At 61.8% G+C, this 24,507-nt stretch carries 21 protein-coding genes; 12 read left to right on the plus strand and 9 right to left on the minus strand.

Going from position 1 to position 24,507, the window contains the following annotated elements:
* Nucleotides 1–15: 15 nt before the first annotated feature.
* From scpA to LNV07_RS12170, 7 genes are all read left to right on the plus strand, one after another.
* The gene (gene scpA, locus LNV07_RS12140) at nt 16–2,175 is read left to right on the plus strand and encodes a methylmalonyl-CoA mutase (RefSeq protein WP_263571423.1); all 2,160 of its coding nucleotides are present in this window, start codon (nt 16–18) and stop codon (nt 2,173–2,175) included.
* Nucleotides 2,172–2,621: a GNAT family N-acetyltransferase gene (locus LNV07_RS12145; RefSeq protein WP_263571424.1), complete on the plus strand. Its 450-nt coding sequence runs from the start codon at nt 2,172–2,174 to the stop codon at nt 2,619–2,621. The genes scpA and LNV07_RS12145 overlap by 4 nt, the downstream gene beginning before the upstream one ends.
* Nucleotides 2,618–3,598, plus strand: coding sequence for a methylmalonyl Co-A mutase-associated GTPase MeaB (gene meaB, locus LNV07_RS12150; protein ID WP_263571425.1), 981 nt, complete (start codon nt 2,618–2,620; stop codon nt 3,596–3,598). The genes LNV07_RS12145 and meaB overlap by 4 nt, the downstream gene beginning before the upstream one ends.
* 2 nt (nt 3,599–3,600) lie before the next feature.
* On the plus strand, nt 3,601–5,133 hold the full coding sequence (locus tag LNV07_RS12155; protein ID WP_263571426.1) for an acyl-CoA carboxylase subunit beta: 1,533 nt from the start codon (nt 3,601–3,603) through the stop codon (nt 5,131–5,133).
* Nucleotides 5,103–5,597, plus strand: a complete 495-nt coding sequence (locus LNV07_RS12160; RefSeq protein ID WP_263571427.1) for a hypothetical protein — start codon at nt 5,103–5,105, stop codon at nt 5,595–5,597. Before LNV07_RS12155 ends, LNV07_RS12160 begins: the two co-directional genes overlap by 31 nt.
* Before the next feature lie 134 nt (nt 5,598–5,731).
* The gene (locus LNV07_RS12165) at nt 5,732–7,777 is read left to right on the plus strand and encodes an acetyl-CoA carboxylase biotin carboxylase subunit (RefSeq protein ID WP_263571428.1); all 2,046 of its coding nucleotides are present in this window, start codon (nt 5,732–5,734) and stop codon (nt 7,775–7,777) included.
* The gene (locus tag LNV07_RS12170) at nt 7,777–8,244 is read left to right on the plus strand and encodes a VOC family protein (RefSeq protein ID WP_263571429.1); all 468 of its coding nucleotides are present in this window, start codon (nt 7,777–7,779) and stop codon (nt 8,242–8,244) included. Before LNV07_RS12165 ends, LNV07_RS12170 begins: the two co-directional genes overlap by 1 nt.
* A 31-nt stretch (nt 8,245–8,275) precedes the next feature.
* Here LNV07_RS12170 and LNV07_RS12175 read toward each other — a convergent pair whose 3' ends face one another.
* Nucleotides 8,276–9,337, minus strand: a complete 1,062-nt coding sequence (locus tag LNV07_RS12175; protein ID WP_263571430.1) for a patatin-like phospholipase family protein — start codon at nt 9,335–9,337, stop codon at nt 8,276–8,278.
* 64 nt (nt 9,338–9,401) lie between these two features.
* The gene (locus LNV07_RS12180) at nt 9,402–11,720 is read right to left on the minus strand and encodes a M14 family zinc carboxypeptidase (RefSeq protein WP_263571431.1); all 2,319 of its coding nucleotides are present in this window, start codon (nt 11,718–11,720) and stop codon (nt 9,402–9,404) included.
* 260 nt (nt 11,721–11,980) lie between these two features.
* Between LNV07_RS12180 and LNV07_RS12185 the strand changes: the two genes are divergently transcribed.
* The 3 genes from LNV07_RS12185 (at nt 11,981) to LNV07_RS12195 (ending at nt 14,016) form a co-directional block, all read left to right on the plus strand.
* Nucleotides 11,981–12,955 carry an RDD family protein gene (locus tag LNV07_RS12185; RefSeq protein WP_263571432.1) on the plus strand — a complete coding sequence of 325 codons (975 nt, stop codon included), beginning with the start codon at nt 11,981–11,983 and terminating at the stop codon, nt 12,953–12,955.
* Entirely contained in the window at nt 12,952–13,368 is a 417-nt protein-coding gene (locus LNV07_RS12190; RefSeq protein WP_263571433.1) for a MerR family transcriptional regulator, read from the plus strand. Before LNV07_RS12185 ends, LNV07_RS12190 begins: the two co-directional genes overlap by 4 nt.
* 63 nt (nt 13,369–13,431) lie before the next feature.
* Nucleotides 13,432–14,016 carry an NAD(P)H-dependent oxidoreductase gene (locus LNV07_RS12195; protein WP_263571434.1) on the plus strand — a complete coding sequence of 195 codons (585 nt, stop codon included), beginning with the start codon at nt 13,432–13,434 and terminating at the stop codon, nt 14,014–14,016.
* A gap of 4 nt (nt 14,017–14,020) precedes the next feature.
* On the opposite strand, the gene LNV07_RS12200 is transcribed toward LNV07_RS12195, so the two are convergent.
* The 4 genes from LNV07_RS12200 to LNV07_RS12215 form a co-directional block, all read right to left on the minus strand.
* Nucleotides 14,021–15,688 carry a diguanylate cyclase domain-containing protein gene (locus LNV07_RS12200; RefSeq protein ID WP_263571435.1) on the minus strand — a complete coding sequence of 556 codons (1,668 nt, stop codon included), beginning with the start codon at nt 15,686–15,688 and terminating at the stop codon, nt 14,021–14,023.
* Between the two features lie 4 nt (nt 15,689–15,692).
* Complete coding sequence (locus LNV07_RS12205; RefSeq protein WP_263571436.1) at nt 15,693–16,712, minus strand: ABC transporter substrate-binding protein; 1,020 nt, start codon at nt 16,710–16,712, stop codon at nt 15,693–15,695.
* Nucleotides 16,713–16,790: 78 nt separating this feature from the next.
* A complete protein-coding gene (locus LNV07_RS12210) occupies nt 16,791–18,176 on the minus strand; it encodes a TAXI family TRAP transporter solute-binding subunit (RefSeq protein WP_263571437.1) in 1,386 nt (461 codons plus the stop codon).
* A gap of 9 nt (nt 18,177–18,185) precedes the next feature.
* Nucleotides 18,186–19,118, minus strand: coding sequence for an ion transporter (locus LNV07_RS12215; protein ID WP_263571438.1), 933 nt, complete (start codon nt 19,116–19,118; stop codon nt 18,186–18,188).
* A 213-nt stretch (nt 19,119–19,331) separates the two neighbouring features.
* On the opposite strand from LNV07_RS12215, the gene LNV07_RS12220 reads away from it, so the two are divergent.
* Nucleotides 19,332–20,510 (plus strand): tetratricopeptide repeat protein, encoded by a 1,179-nt coding sequence (locus LNV07_RS12220; RefSeq protein ID WP_263571439.1) that lies wholly within the window; start codon nt 19,332–19,334, stop codon nt 20,508–20,510.
* Between the two features lies 1 nt (nt 20,511).
* Here the strand turns inward: LNV07_RS12220 and LNV07_RS12225 are convergent, their stop codons facing one another.
* From LNV07_RS12225 to LNV07_RS12235, 3 genes are read right to left on the minus strand one after another with little or no spacing between them, the layout of a single operon-like run.
* Nucleotides 20,512–20,838 carry a YkgJ family cysteine cluster protein gene (locus tag LNV07_RS12225; RefSeq protein WP_263571440.1) on the minus strand — a complete coding sequence of 109 codons (327 nt, stop codon included), beginning with the start codon at nt 20,836–20,838 and terminating at the stop codon, nt 20,512–20,514.
* 1 nt (nt 20,839) lies between these two features.
* Complete coding sequence (locus LNV07_RS12230; RefSeq protein ID WP_263571441.1) at nt 20,840–22,327, minus strand: serine/threonine protein kinase; 1,488 nt, start codon at nt 22,325–22,327, stop codon at nt 20,840–20,842.
* 1 nt (nt 22,328) lies between these two features.
* On the minus strand, nt 22,329–23,072 hold the full coding sequence (locus tag LNV07_RS12235; RefSeq protein WP_263571442.1) for a metallophosphoesterase family protein: 744 nt from the start codon (nt 23,070–23,072) through the stop codon (nt 22,329–22,331).
* 297 nt (nt 23,073–23,369) lie between these two features.
* On the opposite strand from LNV07_RS12235, the gene LNV07_RS12240 reads away from it, so the two are divergent.
* Nucleotides 23,370–24,500 (plus strand): beta-ketoacyl-ACP synthase III, encoded by a 1,131-nt coding sequence (locus LNV07_RS12240; RefSeq protein ID WP_263571443.1) that lies wholly within the window; start codon nt 23,370–23,372, stop codon nt 24,498–24,500.
* The last annotated feature ends 7 nt before the right edge of the window (nt 24,501–24,507 follow it).

Consider the following 24,507-nt stretch of genomic DNA (forward strand, 5'->3'; position numbering starts at 1 on the left):
GCAGGAGTTTGCCCCATGTCTGAAGCGTCAAAAAATGAATTTCCATCGGCCTCCATGGCTGACTGGACGAAGGCGGCCGCCAAGTCCGCTCCCGGTGGCGATCTGTCCGCCTTGAATTGGCTCACGCCCGAGGGCCTGACCGTCAAGCCGCTGTACACGGCGGCCGACACGGCGAACCTGCCGCATGCCGACACCTTGCCCGGTTTCGAGCCCTATCTGCGCGGTCCGCAGGCGACGATGTATGCGGTGCGTCCTTGGACGATTCGCCAATACGCGGGCTTTTCAACCGCCGAAGAAAGCAATGCCTTTTATCGCAAGGCCTTGGCCGCCGGCGGGCAGGGTGTGTCGGTGGCGTTTGATTTGGCCACCCACCGCGGCTATGACAGCGATCACCCGCGCGTGACCGGCGACGTCGGCAAGGCGGGGGTGGCGATCGATTCGGTCGAGGACATGAAGATCCTCTTCAACGAGATTCCGCTCGACAAGGTCTCGGTCTCTATGACGATGAACGGCGCGGTGCTGCCGGTCTTGGCCGGCTATGTGGTGGCGGCCGAAGAGCAGGGCGTTAGCCAGGATAAGTTGAGCGGCACGATCCAGAACGACATCCTCAAGGAGTTCATGGTCCGCAATACCTACATCTACCCGCCCGAGTCGTCGATGCGCATCATCGGCGACATCATCGAGTACACCGCGCAAAACTGCCCCAAGTTCAACTCGATCAGCATCAGCGGTTATCACATGCAAGAAGCCGGCGCGAATCAAGCGTTGGAGTTGGCCTTCACGCTGGCCGACGGCAAGGAATATGTAAAGACCGCGCTGGCCAAGGGTTTGAACGTCGATGAGTTCGCGCCGCGCCTGAGTTTCTTCTGGGCGGTGGGCATGAACTTCTATCTGGAGATTGCCAAGATGCGGGCCGCGCGCCTGCTCTGGTGCCGCATCATGAAGGGCTTTGACGCCAAGAACCCCAAGAGCTTGATGCTGCGCACGCACAGCCAGACTTCGGGCTGGAGTCTGACCGAGCAAGACCCGTACAACAACGTCGTTAGAACCACGATCGAGGCGATGGCGGCGGTGTTTGGCGGGACGCAATCGCTGCACACCAACTCGCTCGACGAGGCGATCGCCTTGCCGACCGAGTTTTCCTCCCGCATCGCCCGCAATACGCAGTTGATCATCCAGGAGGAGACGCATATCACCAGCGTGATCGACCCCTGGGCCGGCAGCTACATGATGGAGTCGCTGACGCAGGACATGGCCGACAAGGCCTGGTCCATCATCGAAGAGGTCGAGGCGATGGGCGGCATGGTCAAGGCGGTGGACTCGGGTTGGGCCAAGCTCAAGATCGAAGCCAGCGCGGCCGAGAAGCAGGCGGCAATAGATTCCGGCCGCGATGTGATCGTCGGCGTCAACAAGTACAAGCTGGCCAAGGAAGATGCGATCGAGATCCTGGATGTCGACAATGTGCGCGTGCGTGACGGCCAAATCGAGCGGCTGCAAGCCATCAAGGCGAGCCGCGACTCGGCGGCCGTGCAAGCCGCCTTGAACGCGCTGACCGAGGCCGCGCGCTCGGGCGCGGGCAATCTGCTGGATCTGAGCATCAAGGCGATGCGCTTGCGTGCGACGGTCGGTGAAATCAGCGACGCGCTGGAGCTGGTCTATGGCCGCCACCGGGCCGACACACAAAAAGTCTCGGGCGTCTATGCGGCGGCCTATGACTCGGCCGAGGGCTGGGCCAAGTTGCAGGAAGAGATCGCCGCCTTTGCGGTGGAGCAGGGCCGCCGGCCACGCGTGATGGTTGCCAAGTTGGGGCAGGACGGCCATGACAGGGGCGCCAAGGTCGTGGCCACCGCCTATGCCGACCTGGGCTTTGATGTCGACATCGGCCCCTTGTTCCAAACGCCCGAGGAATGCGCGCGCCAGGCGATCGAGAACGATGTGCATGCGGTCGGCATTTCGACGCTCGCCGCCGGGCACAAGACCCTGGTGCCGGCCATCATCCAGGCGCTGAAAGCGCAGGGCGCCGATGACATCATCGTGTTTGTCGGTGGCGTGATCCCGGCGCAGGATTACGACATGCTCTATGAAGCCGGGGTCAAAGGCATTTACGGGCCCGGCACGCCGATCCCCGCCAGCGCCAAGGATGTGCTGGAGCAGATTCGCTTGAGTTTGGGATGAGCAACTTTAGTTTCCAGCCGGTGCAGGCCGAAGATTTTGAAGCGATGCTTGCACTGCGCATGACGGCCTTGCGCGAGAGCCTGGAGCGGCTGGGGCGGTTTGATCTGCAGCGCGGGCGCGAGCGTTTTCAGGCCGCGTTCGCGCCCGAGTTCATGCAGCACATCTGCTGCGGCGCCGAGCGCATCGGCTTCATGACCTTGAAACCCGACGGTGCCATGCTCAAGCTTGAGCAGTTGTATGTGGCGCCTGAGCGGCAAGACCAGCGCGTCGGCGCCTGGGTGATCAGCTGGGTCAAGGACCGCGCCCGCGCGGCGGGGCAAGACGTGACGCTGTCGGCGCTCAAGCAGAGTGACGCCAATCGTTTCTATCTGCGCCATGGTTTTAAACAAGTGGGCGAAAGCGATTTCGATATCGACTATCGCTGGACATGTGAGGTTGCGCGGTGAGCTTGGCCGCCGCTCTTTTGGCCGGCCCCGGTGCGCCACAACGCCGTGCGATGGCCAAGGCGATCACGCTTTTGGAGTCCACGCGGCCTGACCATCGCGTGCAAGCGGACGCCTTGCTGACCGAGCTGCTGCCGCATACTGGTAAATCGTTTCGCCTGGGTATTTCCGGCGTGCCCGGCGTGGGAAAAAGCACCTTCATCGAGGCGCTGGGCCTGTTCTTGATAGAGCGCGGCCACCGCGTTGCGGTGCTGGCGGTGGACCCGTCCAGCAGCCTCTCGGGCGGCTCCATCCTGGGTGACAAGACCCGCATGGAGCGCTTGTCCATGGATGAGCGCGCCTATATTCGCCCCAGCCCCAGTAGCGGTACCTTGGGCGGGGTTGCAGACAAGACCCGCGAAGCGATGCTGGTCTGCGAGGCGGCCGGCTTTGACATCGTCATCGTCGAGACCGTCGGCGTCGGCCAGAGCGAGACGGCGGTGGCCGGCATGACGGATATGTATGTGTTGCTGCAACTGCCCAATGCCGGCGACGATTTGCAGGCGATCAAGAAGGGCGTGATGGAGCTGGCCGATCTGGTCGTCATCAACAAGGCCGATCTGGACTGGGCCGCGGCCACCCGCGCGCAGGCGCAGATCGGCTCCAGCCTGCGCCATTATGGACACTCGGGCCAGCAGGCCAGTCATCCGCGCGTGTTACAAGTTAGCGCGCTGAAGGCCTCGGGACTCGACGAATTCTGGTCGGCGGTGGAGTTGTATCGCAAGGAGCAGGCCTCGAGTGGCGGGCTTGAGGCAAAGCGCCGGGCCCAAGCGCAGGACTGGATGTGGGAACGCATCCACAGCGGCCTGCGCCAGCAGTTCGCCGAGTCGCCGGCGGTGCGAGACTTGCTGCCCGAGGTCACCGGCCAGGTTTTGCAAGGCCAAATGGCGGCATCGACCGCCGCCCGCCAGTTACTGAATCGATTTTCTGGAAAGGTTTGAATATGCATGACATCCAACAACGGCTGGAAGAGAAACGTGCCCAGGCCCGCCTCGGCGGCGGCGAGAAGCGCATTGCCGCGCAGCACGCCAAGGGCAAGCTGACCGCGCGCGAGCGGCTCGAGCTGCTGTTTGACGAGGGCACTTTCGAGGAATGGGATATGTTCGTCGAACACCGCTGCGTCGACTTCGGCATGCAAGACAACAAGATCCCCGGTGACGGTGTGGTCACCGGTTACGGCATGATCAATGGCCGCCTGGCCTTCAGCTTCAGCCAGGACTTCACCGTCTTCGGCGGAGCCTTGAGCGAGTCGCATGCGGAGAAGATCTGCAAGGTGATGGACCAGGCGATGAAGGTCGGCGCGCCGGTGATCGGCCTCAACGACTCGGGCGGCGCGCGCATTCAGGAGGGTGTGGCCTCGCTGGGTGGCTATGCCGATGTGTTTCAAAAAAATGTGCTGGCCAGCGGCGTGATCCCGCAGATCAGCATGATCATGGGGCCTTGCGCGGGCGGCGCGGTCTATTCGCCGGCGATGACGGATTTCATCTTCATGGTGAAGGACTCGAGCTATATGTTCGTCACCGGCCCCGAGGTGGTGAAGACGGTCACGCATGAGGAAGTGACGGCCGAGGAGTTGGGCGGTGCCGCCACCCACACCAGCAAGAGCGGCGTGGCCGATCTCAGCTTCGAGAATGATGTCGAGGCGATTCTGATGTTGCGGCGCTTCTTCAACTATCTGCCCTTGAACAACCGCGAGAAGGCGCCGACGCGCCCCAGTGGCGACCCCGGCGGCCGGCTCGATCATTCACTCGACACCTTGGTGCCGGACAACGCCAACAAGCCCTACGACATGAAGGAGCTGATCCTCAAGGTGGTTGACGACGGCGACTTCTTCGAGCTGCAGCCCGAGTATGCGAAGAACATCCTGACCGGCTTTGCCCGCATGGAAGGCCAGACGGTCGGCATCGTCGCCAATCAGCCGCTGGTGCTGGCCGGTTGCCTGGACATCAAGAGTTCCATCAAGGCGGCGCGCTTTGTGCGCTTTTGCGATGCTTTCAATATCCCGGTGATCACCTTTGTCGATGTGCCCGGCTTCATGCCCGGAACGTCACAGGAGTACGGCGGCATCATCAAGCATGGCGCCAAGCTGCTTTACGCCTATGCCGAATGCACGGTGCCCAAGGTCACCGTCATAACGCGCAAGGCTTACGGCGGCGCCTATGACGTGATGAGCTCCAAGCATCTGCGCGGCGACGTCAACTTCGCCTGGCCTAATGCCGAAATCGCGGTGATGGGGGCCAAGGGCGCGGTCGAAATCATCTTCCGCGAGGACAAGGGCGACCCGGCCAAGCTGGCTGCCAAAGAAGCCGAGTACAAGGCACGCTTTGCCAACCCCTTTGTGGCAGGAGCGCGCGGCTTTATCGACGATGTGATCCAGCCGCATGAGACCCGCAAGCGCATCTGCCGCAGCCTGGTGATGCTCAAAGACAAGAAGCTGGAGAACCCGTGGCGCAAACACGGCAATATCCCTTTGTGAAGGCTTTGGCCTTGTCCGCGCTCTTGATCACGATGCCTGCGCTTGCCCAAATAGTCGATTGCGCGGCCGAGCATGAGCTGGCCGGCGAGCAGGGCAGGGCCGGTGAGCAGGATCAAGATGCCGCCGACGCCAAGGGCAAGCAAGAGGCCAAGGCCGCGTTTGAGCGCTGCGCGCTGCTTCGCTATGGGCCAAAGAGTGCGCCCTACATCGAAGCCTGCGAGGCCGATTTGTTCAGCCTGCCGGTGATCTTGCTGTTCCGTGTGGATGGCCAGTCACGCTCGGAAGCAATGGCTGATTTGAAGCGAGAAGATGCGCATGAGGACGCAAGGGCTAAAGCGATGTTGGCCTTCGCCTACCAGGGTCGCGGCCCGGCCAAGAGCCAGGGGCCGGTCTGGATGGCAGAGCGGGTCAAGGAATGGACCGATCGCTGCCTGTCGGGGCGGCTACGTTTTTCTCAGAATTGAAGCGGGAGTTCAAGCATGTTTACAAAGATCCTCATTGCCAACTGCGGGGAAAAGGGCCGCCCAGCGGGCCTTTCGGCGAAGCCAACTCGCCTGGTGAACGAAGTGAACGGCGATCGAGCCGCGGGAGTACGGTGATGTTTACAAAGATCCTGATTGCCAACCGCGGCGAGATCGCCTGCCGAGTCATCAAGACGGCCCGCAAGATGGGCATCAAGACGGTGGCCGTGTACTCCGAGGCCGACAAGGATGCGCTGCATGTCGAGTTGGCCGATGAGGCCGTGCTCTTGGGTCCAGCACCCAGCCGCGAGTCCTATTTGGTGGCGGACAAGATCATCAAAGCCGCGCTGCAGACTGGCGCGCAGGCGATCCACCCCGGTTATGGTTTCCTGAGCGAGAACGAGGACTTCGCTCGCCGGGTCGAGGAAGCGGGCATCGCTTTCATTGGCCCCAAAGCGCATTCGATTGCTGCGATGGGCGACAAGATCGCGTCCAAAAAGCTGGCGAATGCCGCGCAGGTCAATACGATCCCCGGCCACAACGAGCCTATCCTGTCGGCCGAAGAGGCAGTGCAGATCGCCGCGGGCATCGGCTATCCGGTGATGATCAAGGCCAGCGCCGGCGGCGGCAAGGGCCTCCGAGTCGCCTTCAACGACAAGGAATGCTTCGAGGGCTTCACCAGCTGCCGCAATGAGGCGCGCAACAGCTTTGGCGATGACCGCGTCTTCATGGAAAAGTTCGTCGAGGAGCCGCGCCATATCGAGATCCAGGTCTTGGGCGACAGCCAGGGCAACGTGCTCTATCTGTGGGAACGCGAATGCTCGATCCAGCGCCGCCACCAGAAGGTGATCGAAGAAGCGCCGTCGCCGTTCATCTCCGAGACGACCCGCAAGGCGATGGGCGAGCAGGCGGTCGCGCTGGCCAAAGCGGTCAAGTACCAAAGCGCCGGGACGGTCGAGTTTGTCGTCGGCAAGGACCAGAGTTTTTACTTCCTGGAGATGAACACAAGGCTGCAGGTCGAGCATCCGGTCACCGAATGCATCACCGGGCTGGACCTGGTCGAGCAGATGATTCGCGTCGCCGCCGGTGAGGCCCTGGCCTTCACGCAGAGCGACTTGAAGCGCGAGGGCTGGGCGATCGAATGCCGCATCAATGCCGAAGATCCGTTTCGGAATTTCCTGCCCTCCACGGGGCGCCTGGTCAAATACCAGCCGCCGGTGGCGACCATGGCCTCTGCTGACGATGCGCGTTACGGCGTGCGCGTCGACACCGGCGTGACCGAGGGCGGCGAGATCCCGATGTTCTATGACTCGATGATCGCCAAGCTGATCGTGCATGGCAAAGACCGCCCCGAGGCGATCGCCAAGATGCGCGAGGCACTGAATGGTTTTGTGATCCGCGGCATCTCCAGCAATATCCCCTTCCAGTCGGCGCTGCTGGCGCATGCCGACTTCCAGGCCGGCAACTTCAATACCGGCTTCATCGCCCAGCACTATGCTGCCGGCTTCAGGGCCGAGGATGTGCCGCATGCCGACCCGCTGTTCCTGGTCGCGCTGGCCGGCTTCATCCGCCGCAAGGCGCGCGAGCGCGAGGCCGGCATCACCGGGCAATTGCCGGGCCATGAGGTGCGCATCGAGCATGATTACGTGGCCCTGGTCAGCGAAGGATTGCTTGGCGAGCAGTCCCGCCACGAACTGCATATCTCCGAGTTCGTCGGCCATCTGGGCGAGGCGCTGGTGCGTGTCGGTGAGCAGAGTTTTCGCATCGTCTGCAACTCGCGCCTCAACGATATTCGCCTAACGGGCACCGTCAACGGACAGCCCTTCGTGGCGCAAGCCGAGCGCGGCGCCCTTCGCCAGCCGCTGGCCTACCGTTTGCAGCACAACGGCTATGCGATCGTCGTCAATATCTTGTCGCCTCGTGCGGCCGAGTTGCAGGCCTTGATGCCCTACAAGGCGCCGCCCGACACCAGCAAGTATTTGCTTTCTCCGATGCCGGGCTTGCTGGTGCAGATTGCTGCCGAACCGGGCCAAGTGGTGCTGGCCGGCGAGCGGCTGGCGGTGATTGAGGCGATGAAGATGGAGAATATCCTCTTGGCCGAGCGCGATGTGAAGATCGCCGAGGTGCTGGCCAAGACAGGCGAGAGCCTGGCGGTGGATCAGCTGATTTTGAGATTCGAATGATGAATAGCGCCAAGCCTTACCGCATCCTCGGCATCCAGCAAATCGCCATCGGCGGCCCGGACAAACAGGCACTTCGCCGGCTCTGGGTCGATGTGCTGGGCCTGACGGTCACCGGCAACTTTGTCTCCGAGCGCGAAAACGTTGATGAGGACATCTGCGCGATCGGGACCGGCCCGCACAAGATCGAGGTCGACCTGATGCAGCCGCTGGATCCGGACAAAAAGCCCGCCGTCCACAACACACCGCTCAATCATGTGGGCCTGTGGGTCGACGATCTGCCCCGCGCGGTCGAGTGGATGGCGGCAAACGGGGTGCGCTTCGCGCCGGGCGGCATCCGCAAGGGCGCCGCCGGTTTCGATATTTGCTTCATCCACCCCAAGAGCAATGCCGAATTTCCGATTGCCGGGGAGGGCGTGCTGATCGAGTTGGTTCAGGCGCCGGCCGAGGTGATCGCGGCCTTGGGCTGAAGGCCGGCCCGCCCTATATGCCCTATACGCCCTATAGAAACTCCGCCCTGATGTCCACCGAGGACTCGACGCCGACCTTGGCACCATGCTGTTCCAGCCAGGCAAAAGCCTGCTGACGGCCGGCGTCGCGCAACTCGGTCAGATAGGGCCAGGCGGTGTCGATCTTGCTTTCCACCGCTTGGGCCGCCATCAACTCATCGCAGCGAATCGAGTGGATGCGCATGCGGCGGGCGTCTTCGGGCTTGAGCTGGCCGCGGTCGATCAGCGCGGTGACGAAGGCGATCGCGCGCATCTCGCGCATCAGCGAGGAATTGAAGCTGATCTCGTTGACGCGGTTGGCGATCTCGGCCGAGCTGCGCGGCACGCCACGGCGCAGTATGGGGTTGACGTGGACGATCAAGACATCGGCCGCCAAGCTGTCGTAGATCAGCGGGAAGATCGCCGGATTGCCCATAAAGCCGCCGTCCCAGAAAAACTCGCCGCCAATCTCCACCGCTTGAAACAGCGTCGGCAAACAGGCGCTGGCCAGCACCGCATCAAGGCCGATGTCGGCGCCGCTGAAGACGCGGATCTTGCCGGTTTCGACATTGGTGGCGCTCAGGAATAGCTTGATCGGCGAGGCCTGCTGCAAAGCGGCGAAGTCGACCTGGTTTTGCACAATCTGGCGGAGGGGATTCAGATTGAGCGGGTTGAGTTGATAGGGCGAAAAGAGCTGCAGCATCGCCGTCGCCCAAAGGTGCGGTGGCGACCATTCCCTATGCGCTGCCTGTTGAACGCCGTGCATAAATGCATCCAACCAGGGCGGTTGCAGCGGATTGAGTCGGCCCGCATCGGCAACCGCGCGCCACAAGTCTGCCAAGGCCTGGCGCGCCCCGTCTATGCCACCCTTGCGCAGGCCGTCGGCCAAGACCACCGCATTGAGGCTGCCCGCGCTGGTGGCGCTGACGGCCTCCAGCTGCAGGCGGCCGTCCTCCAACAAGGCATCCAGCACGCCCCAGGTAAAGGCGCCGTGCGAGCCGCCGCCCTGCAGCGCCAAATTGATGGTTTTGGGCTTGTTGCTGGATTCAGGGGCAGTCTTGCGGCGAGTAACCATGGCGGCGAGCTCCAAGGGTTTGGTTTGTGAACCCTTGCGGCCAGTATGCCCTTGCTCGCAGGTTTCAGGGTGTGTAGTTGACCTTCAGCGTTACGCCGTTGTAGGCGGCGTAGGCAAACAAGCCGATATAGGCATAACCGGCCGGAGGATTGCTGAGGCTGCAGCTCTCGCTATTGCCATTGCTTTCCTTGGCGCAGACGTTGTTGCCGGCATCGGGCGCTTGACCGTACTGCACATACAGATCCAGGTCGCCGCTGCCGCCGGAACTGTTGACCGAGAAATTGCTGGTGCCTGCCGGCAGTTTGATTTTGTAGAAAACCCAGGCGTTGGTCGCGGCGCTCAGGCCGCTCAAGATTTGCCCGTTCAACAGAACCGGGATGCCGTCGGCGGCGACCGTCACGTTTTTGCTGACGCTGGCGGACTTGCCTTCGTCGTCGGTAACGTTCAGCGTCACCGCATAAGTGCCGTCGGCGGCGTAGTCATGCGTCGGGTTGGCCAGGCTTGAGCTCTGGCCGTCACCAAAGCTCCACTGGCGTGCGGTGATCGTGCCGTTGTCCAGGCTGCGGTCGGTGAAGCTGGCGCTGCGCTCGATGCTGCTGACGCCAAAGGCCGCCACCGGCGCGGTCGAGGCCGCCGAATCGATGTTGATGAAGGCCGCGCTAAAAGCGCCCCAGTTGTTGGCGGCGTCGCGGCCGCGCACATAGACCAGATGCTGGCCGCTGCGCCAGTGGCTGGTATCGATACTGCCGCGTACCGCCTCGATAGGGGTGTCGAAGGCGCCATCGGTGGCCGACATCGACTGTGCCTTGCTGCCACGCAACCAGGGCGGTAGGTCGACGTAAACCTCGGCGCCGGCGATGGCCTGGCTGGGCTCGACGCCCTTGCTATTGTTGTAGCGGGTGTCGTTGATTTTGGCCGTTATGACAACGGGTGTGCCCGGCGTGATGCCCACCGAGGCCAGTCCGCTGACGCTGACATTCAGCGCATCCGGGCCCGCCGGCGTCTTGTAAGGCGTGCGCAGGACCTTGGCGGCATAGATCAAGGCCTGCAGATTGCCCGGCAGCAATGTGTTGTTGTAATAGCTGCACTGCTCGAAGAAAGCGGTGCCCAGCTCAAAAGTATAGGCAGCCACGCCCAGCTCGCCATAGCTCGGGCCGTCGCTGGTGCCATCGGTCTCGTAGAGGTCGAGCGAGCGTTCCGGCGTGTGATTATTGAAGAATGCGAACTTGCGGCCCAAGGTCGCCAGTTGCTGGTCATTGGCCGAGGGGCTGCCATTGCTGCCCCAGGGCCAGAGCAAGAGGCGGCCATGGCTGTGGATGTCGAGATGGATGCCGCCGGTGTCTGGCGGGGCCGGGTCATTGCGGTTGGGCCCGCGCTTGTCGGTCCAGAGGCTGCGGATATAGGCCTCGACCGCTTGGGTCTCGGGCTCGGAGGCGGCGTTGGGGCCACGGTAGGTCTCGGCGCAAGCATTGCCGCTGGAGCCGGCGGGGGTGCCGAACCAGTCAAAGCCGAAGTTGCGATTCAAGTCGGCGCCGCGCGAGTTGCTGTTAGCCCCGCAGTAATTCGTGTTGGTGTTTTTGCGCCAGAGCAGGCCGGTCTCGGCTTTTTTACGCCCATCGGGGTTGGTCACCAGCAGCAGGTGGACTTCGTGGTGGTCAAGAATCCAGCTCATGTCGGCGTCGACACCATGGCCGTTGACCAAACGCTTGGCAAATTCCAGCACCAGCGGTGTGGTCGCATATTCACGCGCGTGGATGCCGGCGTTGATGAAGAGCTTGGGCTTGATGCCGCCGACGGCTTTGTTCGTTAGCTTGAGCACCCTCAGGTCATAGCCCTTGATACTGTTTTGCTTCTTCTCCCAGGAATCGCCGATGTCGATCCAGGACGCCAAGCTGGGCTTGGCCGCGATCAAAGCGTCGGCGCTGCTGAATACTTCTTCAACGGTGGGGTAGCAGGTGTAGGAGGGGATGCCGGCAAAAGGTTCGGGGCTTGTCACGCCGCCCTGACCCTGCTGGCGCAGTCGTTGCTGGCTTTCAAACCTGGCCTGCGCTTGTTGGCGGGCCAGCCATTTGGGGTCGGGCTCCAGACTGAATCCGAGGGCGCGCAGTTCGCGCAGCTCGCTCGGGTTGACATTGACGATGACGTAGCCGCGCTCGTACTTGGACTCGAGGGTTTCAAAGCGGCTGTGTGCGATCGCCTGCGCCTGCGCGATGTCGCGGAAATAGGCCCGCATGACGACGCGCGGCTCGCTGGCCTGCCCGCTGATGCTGTGTGCTTGTGCGGCTGCGTCGAGGGTGAACTGAGGCAGCGCTTGCAAGGCCAGCAGGGCGGCGGTGCCCAGCGCGCTGCGCAGCAGCGCGGAGGTTTGACGGTTCTTGTTCATGCAAGCTCCCTGGTGTTGGGTCAACGTAGCGTCGCTCGACGGCCCCAGGTCGGGTAGAACCTGGCCATCGATCGGTCAGTGTCTGCAGTCGCCCTGATCGACGCCAGCGGTGAATACCCGTGAGGGAATATCCGGGTGGAATTAAAGTTAGGGTAGGGTCGCGGAGGGGTCAGAGTGCCGCGCTCTTGCGGGCGGTGGCGCTCGCTAAGATATGCCGGCTTGGCCGCCGCCAAGAATGGAATAAACCGAACCCTGCCAAGATGCCCGAACTGCATACACCTGCCGCGAAAATTGACCCGCGCGCTTGGGTCACACCGGATGATTTGAATGTTGCGCCGAGCTTGCTCGGTTTGCCACTGGCGACACCGCGTCAACGCCTGCTCGCGATGGGCGTTGATTTGGCCTTGCTGGCCACGGCCAATCAACTGGGGAATTTCTGGTTGTTGCTGGCTGCCGGTCTGGCGCTGTGGCTCTGGTTGCGTCAGCACCGGCCCGAAGTCTTTGGCCAGTCGCGCTGGTTCGGGCGCAAGTCGGCCAGCGGCCCGCGGCCTTGGGCTTGGCTGCTGGTGGGCGTTTTTGCGCTCGGCGGATTGATGCAGGCTTGGCAAGATGTGCGGCAGCAGCCAAAACCGGCGCTCGAATCGGCCGCAGATAACGTCGAGCATGCGACGGACTTGGTGGACCTTGCGGATCATGGGGATCCTGCCGCTTCGGCCGCCTCAGCGGCCTTGCTCAAAGAGGCTGGCGATGGCGCGGAAAAGGCATCCGACAAGAGCTCTGCGAAGTCCGAGACAGCCGAGAAGGCTGAAAAACGCGCCCGTGCACAGGCGCGCAGGATCGAGCGCTTGGAGGCTCAGCTCGAACGGGCCCGGGCACCGGTACTCTATGCGTTGAGGGATGAGTTCAATTATTGGGTCGACAAGATCGGCTTGAGCTACTTTTGGGCCGCGGTCTATTTCACCCTGCTGCCGCTGCTCTGGCCGGGCCAAACGCCGGGCAAACGTCTGCTGGGGCTGCGCATGATCGAGTTGACCGGCAAGCGCTTGACGCCGCTGATTTTGTTCAAACGCTTTGGTGGCTATGCGGCCGGCCTGTTCACCGGCGGCTCGGGCTTTGTGCAACTGATCTGGGACAGCAATCGTCAGGCAATTCAGGACAAGACCGCGCACACGGTGGTCATCAACGCGCGCAGTTCGGCCCGTCTTACCGAGTTGGCTGCAGGGGCCGATGCATGAGCGGCGCCGGCCTGCGTATCGGCGCACTGGCTCGCCTGACGGGAGCCTCGCCGAAAGCCTTGCGCTTGTATGAGGAATTAGGTCTGCTGCCGACGCCACGCCGCAGTGGCAGCTACCGGGTGTTCGAGCAGGAACATGTGGATGCGGTGATGCTGATTCGGCAGGCGCAGAGCTTGGGTTTCAAGCTGCGCGATTTGCAGTCGCTGGCTACGCAAGGCCCGCTGGTGGAGGCGGTCAGCCTGAACTTGGCTCTGCAGGCGGTGCAATCAAAGTGCGCGGAGTTGGCCGAGCAAATCGCCGCTTTGCAGGAGCAAGCGCTGCGGCTGGCTCAGTTCCAGACCGCCTTGGCGGGGGCACATGAGTTGGCTTGCGCCTGCCCGCAACTGCAGGCGAGCAGGTCGGATAAAAAATAAGGCTTGACTCTGCCCCATGGGGCAGACTGCATGCTTGCGACTGTTCAAACAGCGAGTCCCTGCATGCAAGCCAAACGAATTCTCATCATCAATGGCAACCCCAAGCCGGCCAGTTTCAGTCAGGCGCTGGCCGAGCGCTATGCGCAAGCCGCCGAGCAGGCCGGCCACAGCGTGCAAATCATCCATCTGCGTGACTTGCAATTCTTGCTCAGTCTCGAGCAGGGCTATCAGGGTAAACAGGCCTTGGAGCCCGATTTGCTGCGTCTGCAGCAGGCGATCCTGGCGGCCGAACATCTGGTCTGGGCCTATCCGGTCTGGTGGGGCTCGGTGCCGGCGCTGCTCAAGGGCGCGTTGGACCGCATCTTGCTGCCCGGTTTTGCCTTCAAATATCACCCAGGCAAGGCCATCCCGGAGAAGCTACTGAAGGGGCGCACGGCGCGGCTATTGGTTTGCATGGATACGCCGCCTTGGTATTTCAAGTGGTTTCAGGGCGCGCCGGCGCACCGCATGATGCGGCAGACGGTGCTGGAGTTTTGCGGCATCAAACCGGTGCGCATCAGCGAGTTCGGGCCGGTCTTGCAGAGTTCGCAAGCGCGGCGTGAAACGTGGTTGGAGCAAGCCGCCAAGTTGGGCGCGGCGGCGGGTTGACGCACTATGTCAGTTCGCCCAAGCCACTGATGCGAAAGCGATTCTTGCCCTCATGCTTGGCCTCGTACATGGCCTGGTCGGCCTGCTGAAGCAACTGAGTGGCGTTCACCTCGGCGGCCTGCGGGTAGTAGGCAACACCCAAGCTGGCCGAGATCTGCAAGCTCAGCCCGCTGCAATTGACCGGCGCGGAGGCTGCGCCCAAGATGCGTTCAAGCATCGGTCCGCAGTCGCTTTGCTTGTAGATGTCGACCAGCAAGACGATGAACTCGTCGCCGCCCAAGCGGGCCAAGGTATCGCCTTCGCGTAGTGCCAGCTTGATGTTCTTCGCGATGCCGACCAGCAGGGCATCACCGATGGCATGGCCGTGCCTGTCATTGACGCTTTTGAAACCATCCAAATCGAGGTAGACCAGCGCCAGCATGTCCTTGCGCCGCTTGCTCTGCAACATCGCGTGCTGCAGGCGGTCATTCAGCAAGAGCCGGTTGGGCAAGCCGGTCAAAGCATCGTGATAGGCGATGTTCTTCAGCTGCGACTCATGTTCCTTGAGCGTGGTGATGTCGGAGAACAGCGACAGATATTGCTTGACCTGACCCTGCTCGTCGCGCACCGCGCTGATGGTTTGCATCTCGGCATAGATTTCCCCGGTCTTGCGGCGGTTCCAGATCTCGCCTGTCCACATGCCTTGATTCAGCAGCGCATTCCAAAATTCAATATAGAAGACCTTGTCGTGGCGGCCCGAGCTGAGCAGGCGGGGGTTGCGCCCCAATACTTCGTCGCGGCTATAACCGGTGATCTGGCTGAAGGTTTCATTGACGTCGATGATGGCACCAGCCGGATCGGTGATCATGATGCCTTCACGCGCATGGGTGAAGACGCTGGCGCTCAATTGAAGTTGAGCCTCGGCCTGCTTGCGCACCGCCACTTCATGCCGCAACTCGCTGACTAAATCGACCGCCATTGCGTCGAAATGGGCCGACAACTCGCCGAATTCATCCTGTGTGCGGGTGGCGCTGCGCTGCGTGAGGTCGCCCTGCGAGATGGCGCTGACGGTTTCTTCCAGATGTTTCAGGGGTTTGAGAATCCGCCGATTCAGCAGCAGCGCCAGCCAGGCCAATATCAGCAGCATCAGCACCGGAATCGCAATCGCCAGGCGGCGAGTGTTCTTCTCGAGTTGGCTGCGCCTTTGGTCGGCGTGGTGACCCCAACGCTGTACCGAATCCGTCAAGACCTGCGAGTTCAATAGCAGCTGGTCCAGCAATAGCGCGCTGCGTTGACGCTGCAAATCTTGCGTCGCCTCATTTGGAGGCTGGGCATCAACTGGCTCGTTGGTTTCCAGCAATTGGGCAAAGATAGTGCCCAAAAGTTCGGCGCTGGCGAGCGACTCGCTGGCCTCTTGCGAGTCTGCCGAGGACTTCAGCTTGTTTTGCAGGTCTTTGACAACCTGGGCATGCAGCAGGCGCCATTGTTGTGCCGTTCTGGGCTCTCGGTGCAGCGCGAATTCATGCGCCAGCACCAGCAGGGAGGAGACTTGCTGCGAGCGTTTCCTGGCCTGCTGCTCCCGCTGCGCCAACTCGCCGCTCTCGGTAGCCAGCCGCCCGATGCAGGCGCCCAGCACCAGCGTCAGCGACAGGGCCGCGGTCATGAACGAGAACAGCAAGCTGCGTATGCGCATCGTTCTAGTCAATCAGGTTCACAGCAGCCGTGGCGGCCTTGCGCAGCGGCTTGGCGAAGATCAGGTCCAGATAGTTGGGCGAGGCATCGCCTTTTTCGAGGCCCTTGATATGACCGCCTTGACGGGCCCAGCGTGCCTCGGCCTCCAGGCTGGACAGCAGCCATTGATCAAGGCTGAGCCGGTAGTGATAGCTGGGCCAGATCCAGTCGACGAAGGCTTGATCGAGCTTGAGTCGCTCGCGCAGCAGCGCTTGAGCCTGTTCGGGCTTGAGCGCAATAAAACGCTCTGCGCGTTCGAGTGCCACCAGCAATTTTTGCAATTCTTCATCGCGCTGCCCAGCCAAGGCCTTGGCCGCGATCAAATTGAAACTCAGCCGATAGCTGCCGGGCGTCGGCAGGATCTGGCTGCCGGGCACCGACTGCAAGAGCTTGAAGGGCAGTGGCTCCCAGATCGCCACTGCGTCGACTTCGCCGCTCTTCAATAAATCGGCCATCGCCTCCGGCTGCAGGTGAATGATTTGCACGCTCTTGGGGTCAACACCGCTGGCCAGCAGGGTCGTGTCCAGCATGTAATGGCTGGCGGTGCTCAAAACGGTGCCAATACGCTTGCCGAAGAGGTCCTTGACCTGCTTGATTCCGGTGTTAGGGCGTAGCACCAGCTTGATGTCATTGCCGCTGCTGACGAAGCTGGCCAACAAAGCAAACTGGGGCGACTTGAAACTATTGAACATCAGTACTGCCTCTGAAGCGGTGGCCAGGTCAGCCTGGCCCTCCAGCAGCAACTGCATCGCGCGGTGCCCGCCGACCACTTCTTGCAAGCGCAACCGCAGCCCCGCTTCGGCAAAATAGCCCTGCTGCTCGGCCACAAAGATCGGCAGCGACAAGGGTGTCATCGAGACCGCCAGGCGCAGCGGCTCGGCGGCACCGGCTGGGGTCATCCCCAGGCTCAGCAGCAAGGCCAAGCTCAAGGCCAAGCCCGACAAGCTCCTGGCGTAATTGTTGAGCTCGGCTTCAATGCGTGTCATAACTCCCGCCTTGATAGGCTTTGTTGGCGCATTCTGGCATGGAGAATTTACCCAGGCGCAGGAAACTGCGCACAGACTTTAAGCGAGAGGGTCGGGTGTTGCCAGCTTGCTGCGGACCAGCTCCACATGCTGGCGCAAAGTGTAGACACGGTCGCTGAAATCCAGCGGGAAGCGGGTCTTTTGGATGTCTTGCTCGATCCGGCCAAGGTGCTCACTTGCTCGGCTGCGGTCGGCGCTACTCAACTCCCGCGTCAGCAGGTCTTGCTCGAGAAACTTCAGCTCGCCGTAATGCCGATACAGGCGCCGGCCCTGGCGCCAGCTTCGCAGCAAAGGCAATAAACGCAGCAGCGGCAACATCAATGCCAGCAGGGGCAAGATCAGCAATGCCAGACGTTGGACCCAATTGGCCAGCCAAAAGGGCAGATAGGTTTGCAGGAAGGGCCGGCCATTTTTGAAGTAACGGCTTGACTCATCGGCCAATGGGAAGTCGGTGCCCTGCGGGCTGGGGAATTCGCCCGGCCCAGCCAGTAAATTTGGCGAACGATGAATCTGACGTGCCGACTCCAGGAGCAGATAGGCCAGAGCGGGATGCAAGTCCTCTTGCACGACCAAGTTGGAACTGGTGGTCAGCAAGGTGATGTCCTGGGCCGGGCGGTCAAGCAGCGGGTTGACCGAGCCGCGCTTCAAGGTGACGGTCTGAAAATAGGGCAGACGGCGCGCCAGACCTTCGGCATGGTCGAGTGCGGCCAAGCGCAGACCATCGGCGGCCAGCAGCTTTTGCACCGCAGGAGCCTGCACCGAAGCCACCAGAATGAAAGCATCGAGTTCCTTTTTGATCAGCAGGTCAGCGGCGGCCAAGCCGCCTACAGTCAGCAATTCGGTGTCGCCCAGCGGCTCCAGGCGAGCGTTCAACAAACCATAGCTTGCCAACAACTCCAAGGCGATCTTCTGGTTGCCGCTGCCTGCGACACCGACGGCCACGCGCCGGCCTTTCAATGCGCCCAGGCCCCCCGATAGCCTCGGCTCGCGCGAGAAGATCCAGACCGGCTCATGGCCGGTGGTGGCCAGCGAGCGCAATGACGTGGCCTGTTCCGCATCCTCCTCCAGCGCTTCGAAGTTCCCCGTTGGCTTGTGTGAGGCGGCCAGCGGACCCAGCCCGCCTTGGACAAAGCCGACATCGGCTGAGCCGTCGTTCAGGCGTTCCAAATTCTCTACCGAGCCGGTCGAGGTGCGTAGCGTTAATCCGATCCCATGCTGTTTCAGCAAGGCCTGGTATTTGAGGCCGAACTGGTGATAGGCCCCGTCCGCGCTGCCGGTCGTCATCACCATGGATCTTGGCGGTGTCGGGCTTATTTTTTTTGCCATCAGCCAGAAACCGATGAAGGCGGCCACGCCGAGTGCGAGCCAGAAAAATAGCCAGCCGTAGGGATGCTTGCGCGCTCTTGCTTTTAGATTTGGCATCATCGGTGGCGATCAGTCGCGTTGGTATTCGGGCAGCGGCGCGCCGCAATGGCGGCAATAGTGCGAGTCGGCCTGAAGACCTTCGCGCAAACAGGCGTGGCAGGTGCGAGTGGTTGGCGTGGGGGCTTCGCCCGTGCCACTCATCCCGCCCGCTCCCATGGCTTCGCTCATACGCTGAGCGGCCATTTCGGTCGTCATGATGCCTGTCGGCACGGCCAGCACGCCCCAGCCCAACAGCATCATCAGCGAGGCAATCGCGCGGCCGAGGTCGGTCTTGGGCGTGATATCGCCAAAGCCCACCGTCGTCACGGTGGAGATCGCCCAATAGACACTGACGGGGATGCTGGTGAAACCGTTCTCTGGCCCCTCCACCACATACATCACGGTGCCCATGATCAACACAATCATCAGCACGGCCGACAAGAACACCAATATTTTTGTCGAACTGGCCCGCAACGCCCGGCCCAAATTCATATAGGCCGCAACATAGGCATTGAGCTTCAGGATGCGGAACACGCGCAGCAGGCGCAGCACCCGCACGTCGACCAGCGCATACATCTCCGGGACGAAGAAGGCCAGATAGATCGGCAGCACGGCCAGCAGATCGACAATGCCGAAAAAGCTGGTCGCGTAGCGCAGCGGCCGGCGCACGCAAGCCAGTCGCATCAGGTATTCGAGCGTGAAGAGGGCGGTAAACGAGTATTCCGCCCAAGTCAGCCAGTGCTGATGGGGCGCCCTGAAACTGGCCACGCTTTCCAGCATCACCAGAGCCAGGCTCAGCAATACGGCGGCTATCAGAGCCAGGTCGAATAGCCGGCCGGCCTTGGTGTCGGCCTCAAAAATGATGGTGTAAGCCTTCAAGCGCCAGCCTTGCAGCGGGCGGCCGAATTCGGCCGTCTGAGCGGCGGCATTGACGGCCGTTTTGATTGTCGTCTGAGAATTCATGGGGCGAAGCGTAACCGAGCGCGAACGAGGTTTCGGCCAAGCAGGATTGCGCTGCTGCGCTTGCCGACAGCAATGACTGAAACCGAGGGATAAACGGCGGTTTTGCGGGGATCAAAGATGTAGCGCCGCCGCGCTCACAGCAGTAGGATTTGAGTGAGTCGTATTGATGGTCGTCCCATCTTTTCCTGTCAACACTCCGAGTAAGGAGCCGCCATGAAGTCCTGGATCCACTCATTGACCGGCCTTGTGCTGTGCCTTCTGCTGTCCGCGTGCGCCACCGCGCCAATGCCGGCTGCACCCGTGCAACTGTTCCACGATGCCTTGTTCAAACCTTCGGCGGAGGATTTCAGCGCCGAGCGGGTGTTCGCTTTCAGTCCGGCGATGCAGGACTATCTGGACATCGGCATGCGCACGCAGTTGCGCAGCAAGGGTAGTCGCCAGGGCTTGCTGGATGCGCTTTACAACAAGAGTTCGCTGCAACTCGAATACGACGCCAGCTACACCCGCGACGCCTCTCAAGCCTTCGCCGACCGTCGCGGCAACTGCCTGTCGCTGGTCATCATGACGGCGGCCTTTGCCAAACAGCTGGGCCTGCCGGTGCGCTATCAAAGCGTCTATGTGGATGAGGTCTGGAGCCGAACCGGCGATCTGTACTTTCTCACCGGCCATGTCAACTTGAGCCTGGGACGCAGTCTTTCCGAGAGTCGCGAAACGCTCGCCGATGGGAGTATGTTGACGATTGACTTTTTGCGCCAAGAGCCCGGCAGCCGCCAACGCAACCAGGTGATCGAGGAGCACACCATCGTGGCGATGTTCATGAATAACCGTGCCGCAGAAAACCTGCAGGCAGGCCATATCGATGAGGCCTATTGGTGGACCCGCGCGGCCCTGACCGCCGACCCAAAGCTGCTGGCCGCTTACAACACCTTGGGCGTGGTCTATAGGCGGCATGGCGACTTGGTTTTGGCCGAGGCGCCGCTGCGCCATGTGTTGGCGCAAGAACCCGCCAATACGCAAGCGATGTCGAATCTGGTCTTGCTGCTGAAGGACCTGGGGCGTCCGGGCGAGTCGGCACAGGTTGCGCAGGTATTGGCGCAGTTGCAGCCCTATCCACCTTATAAGTTCTTTGACATGGGGCTAGAGGCCATGCGCGCGGGCGAGTTCCAAAAGGCCAAGGACTTGTTCAGCAAGGAGATAGAGCGTTCGGCCTATTTCCATGAGTTTCATTTTTGGCTGGGTCTGGCCAATTACGGCTTGGGTGACCTGGCAGGGGCGCGTAAGCAACTGAGTTTGGCGGTGGAAAACAGCCCCACGCAAGGCGACCGGCAGCTCTACACCAGCAAGCTCGATTTGCTCAAGGTGAGGCGATCGCCCCTTGATCACATGAGGTGAACTACAGCGGCGCCAGCCCGTGGCGCGCTCTAGCGCGTGCGCAAGCCTCGTCCCCAATACCCATGGGGGCGCGTAGGCCAAACTCGCGGCAAGGCGCGGGCCGCCACTCATAGATGCCGCAGCCGGCTTGCACGCCGAGCGTGCCGACCAAGGCCGCGCAGCGCGGCGCGGCATGGTCGGTGCCGCGCATCCGGAACAGGCGTGCGTTCAATTCGACCGTCAGGCCGTCGGGTACGCAGCCGCCTTCGCTTTGCAGCTCTTCTTTGGCGAAGTCGACCCGAAAACTGGCGCAACATGCGCCACAGGTGAGGCAGGGGTTGCTGGCCATTTCAAAGATCCTGTGAAACTTCCCGCACCACGGTGACCGTGCAGGCCGATTGCGTCACCACCTGTGCCGATACGCTGCCCAGATAGCGCCTCAGAGCGGTTGCGCGGCGGGCACCCATCACGATGTGGTCGGTGCCGCTTTTGGCTGCGAATTCGAGAATGGCGGTGGCGGCATCGGGGGCCTCCAGCACATGAAAGGTCAGGCGCCCATCACCCAACTCCAAGGCGCGGCTGATCGGCCTGGCCCAATGTTTGAGGGCAATCAACTGCTTGACATGGACGCTCTTGCCCTCGCTGTCGGTCAACTCGTCCATGCCGATCCGGTGTGTCCTCATCACGCTGACACAGGCCAGGCGGGCACTCGGTTCGGCTTGCACGATCCGGCGCACGGTTTCGCGCAATTTTTCCAGCAAGGCGGGTGTGGCATTTTGAGTATCGACGGCCGCCATGATGATGGGGCTGCGGGCCAAATGAGCCGCCACGCCGAGCTGTGCCACGGGCTCGGCGCCGAGCGCGAAGAACCAGCGTTTAAGTCGCGTCAAGACGCCGCTGCTGCTGATTTTTTCGCTGCGCTTGGTCAACGCCACACCTTCGGGGTGCTGCAAATCCAGCGCCAATTGGGCCGCACTTTGATAGCGCCGCTCGGCCTTGACCTCCAGACAATGCAGCACGATTTCTTGAAACCAGGGCGGTAACTCGGGGTCGATCGCGCGCGGCGGCACCGGCTCGATATAGAGCCGGCGCCGCAGCCCGCGCACCGATGAGGGCTGACCGAAAGGCCGCTCACCGGTGGCCAGGTGATAGAGCATCACGCCGAGCGCAAACAGGTCGCTGCGCGGATCGTTGCGCACAAATTGCACCTGCTCGGGCGACATATAAGGCCCGGTGCCCATGGGCAGCGAGAACTCCTCCTCCAGCAGATCGGGCAGATGATCATGGCGAGACAGACCGAAGTCCACCAGCACGGCGGTGCCGTCCGGTCGGAACATGATGTTGCTCGGTTTGATGTCCAGATGCACGACATGCTGCAAGTGCAAATCCTGCAAGGCAAGCGCCACCTTGATGCCAATCTCGACGACCTCGCTCAAGGCCAGCGGCGCTTCATCAAAACGCGGCCGCAAGGAGGCGCCGTCAATCCGCTCCATCACGATATGGGCCTGGCGCGTCCAGTCGCCGCGGGCGACAAACTTGGGCACATGCGGGCCCTTCAAGGCCGGCATCAGCATCTGCTCGGTCTCGAATCCGACTATGGTTGCGGGGTCTTCGCCGCCCTTGATGCGCGGCACCTTCATGATCAGCGGGAAGTCCTCCCCGGCCAGCGGCGTAAGCCTCGTCACGCGCCATAAATTGGCCATGCCGCCCTGATGCAGGCGCTCCTCCAGGCGGAACCCGTCCAGCACCAGACCGGGCTCCAGGGGACCAATGGGAGGGGGCTGGGTGTTGGCGGCGCCGAAGGTGGACTCCGCTGCGTTGCGCTTGGTATGAGGCATGCTATTCGCCTTTCAGCAGGCGTTCGGCCAATCGTTCGGGCAGACCGGCGGCGCGGATGCTGGCGGCGGCGGCTTCAACGTCATAGGGCACGCGCTGAAAATTCAATTCGCCGCTGAGGCTGTCAAAGGTCGCGTAACAAGCGGCCGGATTGCCATCCCTAGGTTGGCCGCAAGAGCCGGGAATCACCAGCCATTGGCGGTTCGGCAGCAGGGGAATGCTCACGCCGGCGGTCGGGGTGAACTCGCCGGCCTTGCCGGTGCTAGAGAGGTGATAGAGCATCGGCTCATGCATATGGCCGCAAAAGGTGAAGCGGCAGGTCGTGGCGTGCAAGCTGCGCATCGCTTCGAGTCGACCCTGGACATAGGCCCAGCCGGCCGGATCAAAGGCATTGGCATGCACGAACAGGCGATCTTCGACCGTCACGCTGAGTGGCAGTTGACGGAGAAAGGCCAATTGAGCGGCATCCAAACGCGAGTGGGTCCATTCGACGGCGGCGCGCGCCTCGTCTCGCATCGTCGGTGCCTCGCCCAAGGCAGCGGCCGCATCATGGTTGCCCAGCACCGCCACCGCGCCGGCGCTGACCAATTCACGTACTTTGTCGAGCACCCAAGCGGGGTCGCCGCCATAGCCGACAAAGTCGCCCAACAAGGCGTAATCGGTAACGCCTTGGCTCCGCGCATGCTCCAGTACAGCGGAGAAGGCTTGGGCGTTGGCGTGCAAATCGGTGATGAGAGCAATTTTCATAGGCAGAGGAGCATGCCATGCTTGGCTGACGGCAACAGTACAGCGCGAGAATAACTGCTTGGCCAGAAAGCGACGGAGTTGCCGTCTTCCGGCTGACAATGCGGTTTTGCGTGGCTTTGCGCGGTTTTTGCTCGAGGCGTACTGGGTGGCTCGCATCCTTAGCCAGCTATCTGTCAACAAGGCCTCTCCACAACCGTAGAATTCCCTGCAAAGCAAGGTAGACCAAGCGTTCTTGTGTCTGCTCGGCATCCCATCCCTATGTCAGCGGGCACCGCAGCCAGCGCAGGAAAAATTCATATGTACTCAGCCGTCATCAGTGGTACCGGCCTCTATCAGCCCCCGCACATCATTAGCAACGCCGAACTGGTGGATGCCTTCAATGCCTACGCCGATTTGCAAAATGCCGAACATGCCGACGCTATTACCTCCGGGGCGCGGGTTGCCATCACATATTCCAGTGTCGAGTTCATCGAAAAAGCCTCCGGTATCAAGCAGCGTTATGTGATCGAGAAGACCGGCGTGTTGGACCCGACCCGCATGTACCCGCGCTTCACCGAACGGGCCGACAACGAGCTGTCGCTGATGGCCGAGATTGGCGTAGACGCATGCCGCAAAGCCTTGGCGGCTGCGGGCAAACAAGCCGGCGATGTCGATGCAATCTTCTGTGCCAGCGCCAATATGCAGCGCGCCTACCCGGCGATGGCGGTTGAAATTCAAGCCGCGTTGGGTGCCGGCGGTTACGGCTTCGATATGAATGTGGCCTGTTCCTCGGCCACATTTGCCTTGGAGCAAGCGGTCAATGCGGTGCGTTCCGGCGCCAGCAAATGCGTGCTGGTCGTCAACCCCGAGATCACCTCGGCCCATCTGGAATGGCGCGACCGGGACTGCCACTTCATTTTCGGTGACGTCTGCACGGCGATTGTGATCGAGCGGGCAGATCTGGCCAGCTCGGCCGATCAATGGGAGATCGTCAGCACCAAGCTGGCGACGCAGTTCTCCAACAATATTCGCAACAACTTCGGTTTCATGAACCGGGCCGAAGACAGCGACCCGCTGGCACGTGACAAGACCTTCCGCCAGGAGGGCCGCAAGGTCTTCAAGGAGGTGGTGCCGATTGCCGCCGCCCATATCGAAGCGCATCTGGCCAGCGTCGCGGCCGTGCCCGCGGATGTCAGGCGTTATTGGTTGCATCAGGCCAATCTGGGCATGAACCAGTTGGTGATCAAGAAGCTAATTGGGGAAACCGGCGCCACGGCGGGGTCAGATGTTGCGCCGCTGATTCTGGATACCTTCGCCAACACGGCATCGGCCGGCTCCATCATTGCCTTCCACGAACACCGGGCCGATTTGAAGCAAGGTGATCTGGGTGTGATCTGCTCCTTTGGCGCCGGTTACTCGGTCGGCAGTGTGGTCGTGCGCAAACGTTGAGACTTGC

It is taken from the genome of Roseateles oligotrophus, assembly GCF_025717515.1.
Classification (GTDB): Bacteria; Pseudomonadota; Gammaproteobacteria; order Burkholderiales; family Burkholderiaceae_C; genus Paucibacter_A; species Paucibacter_A oligotrophus.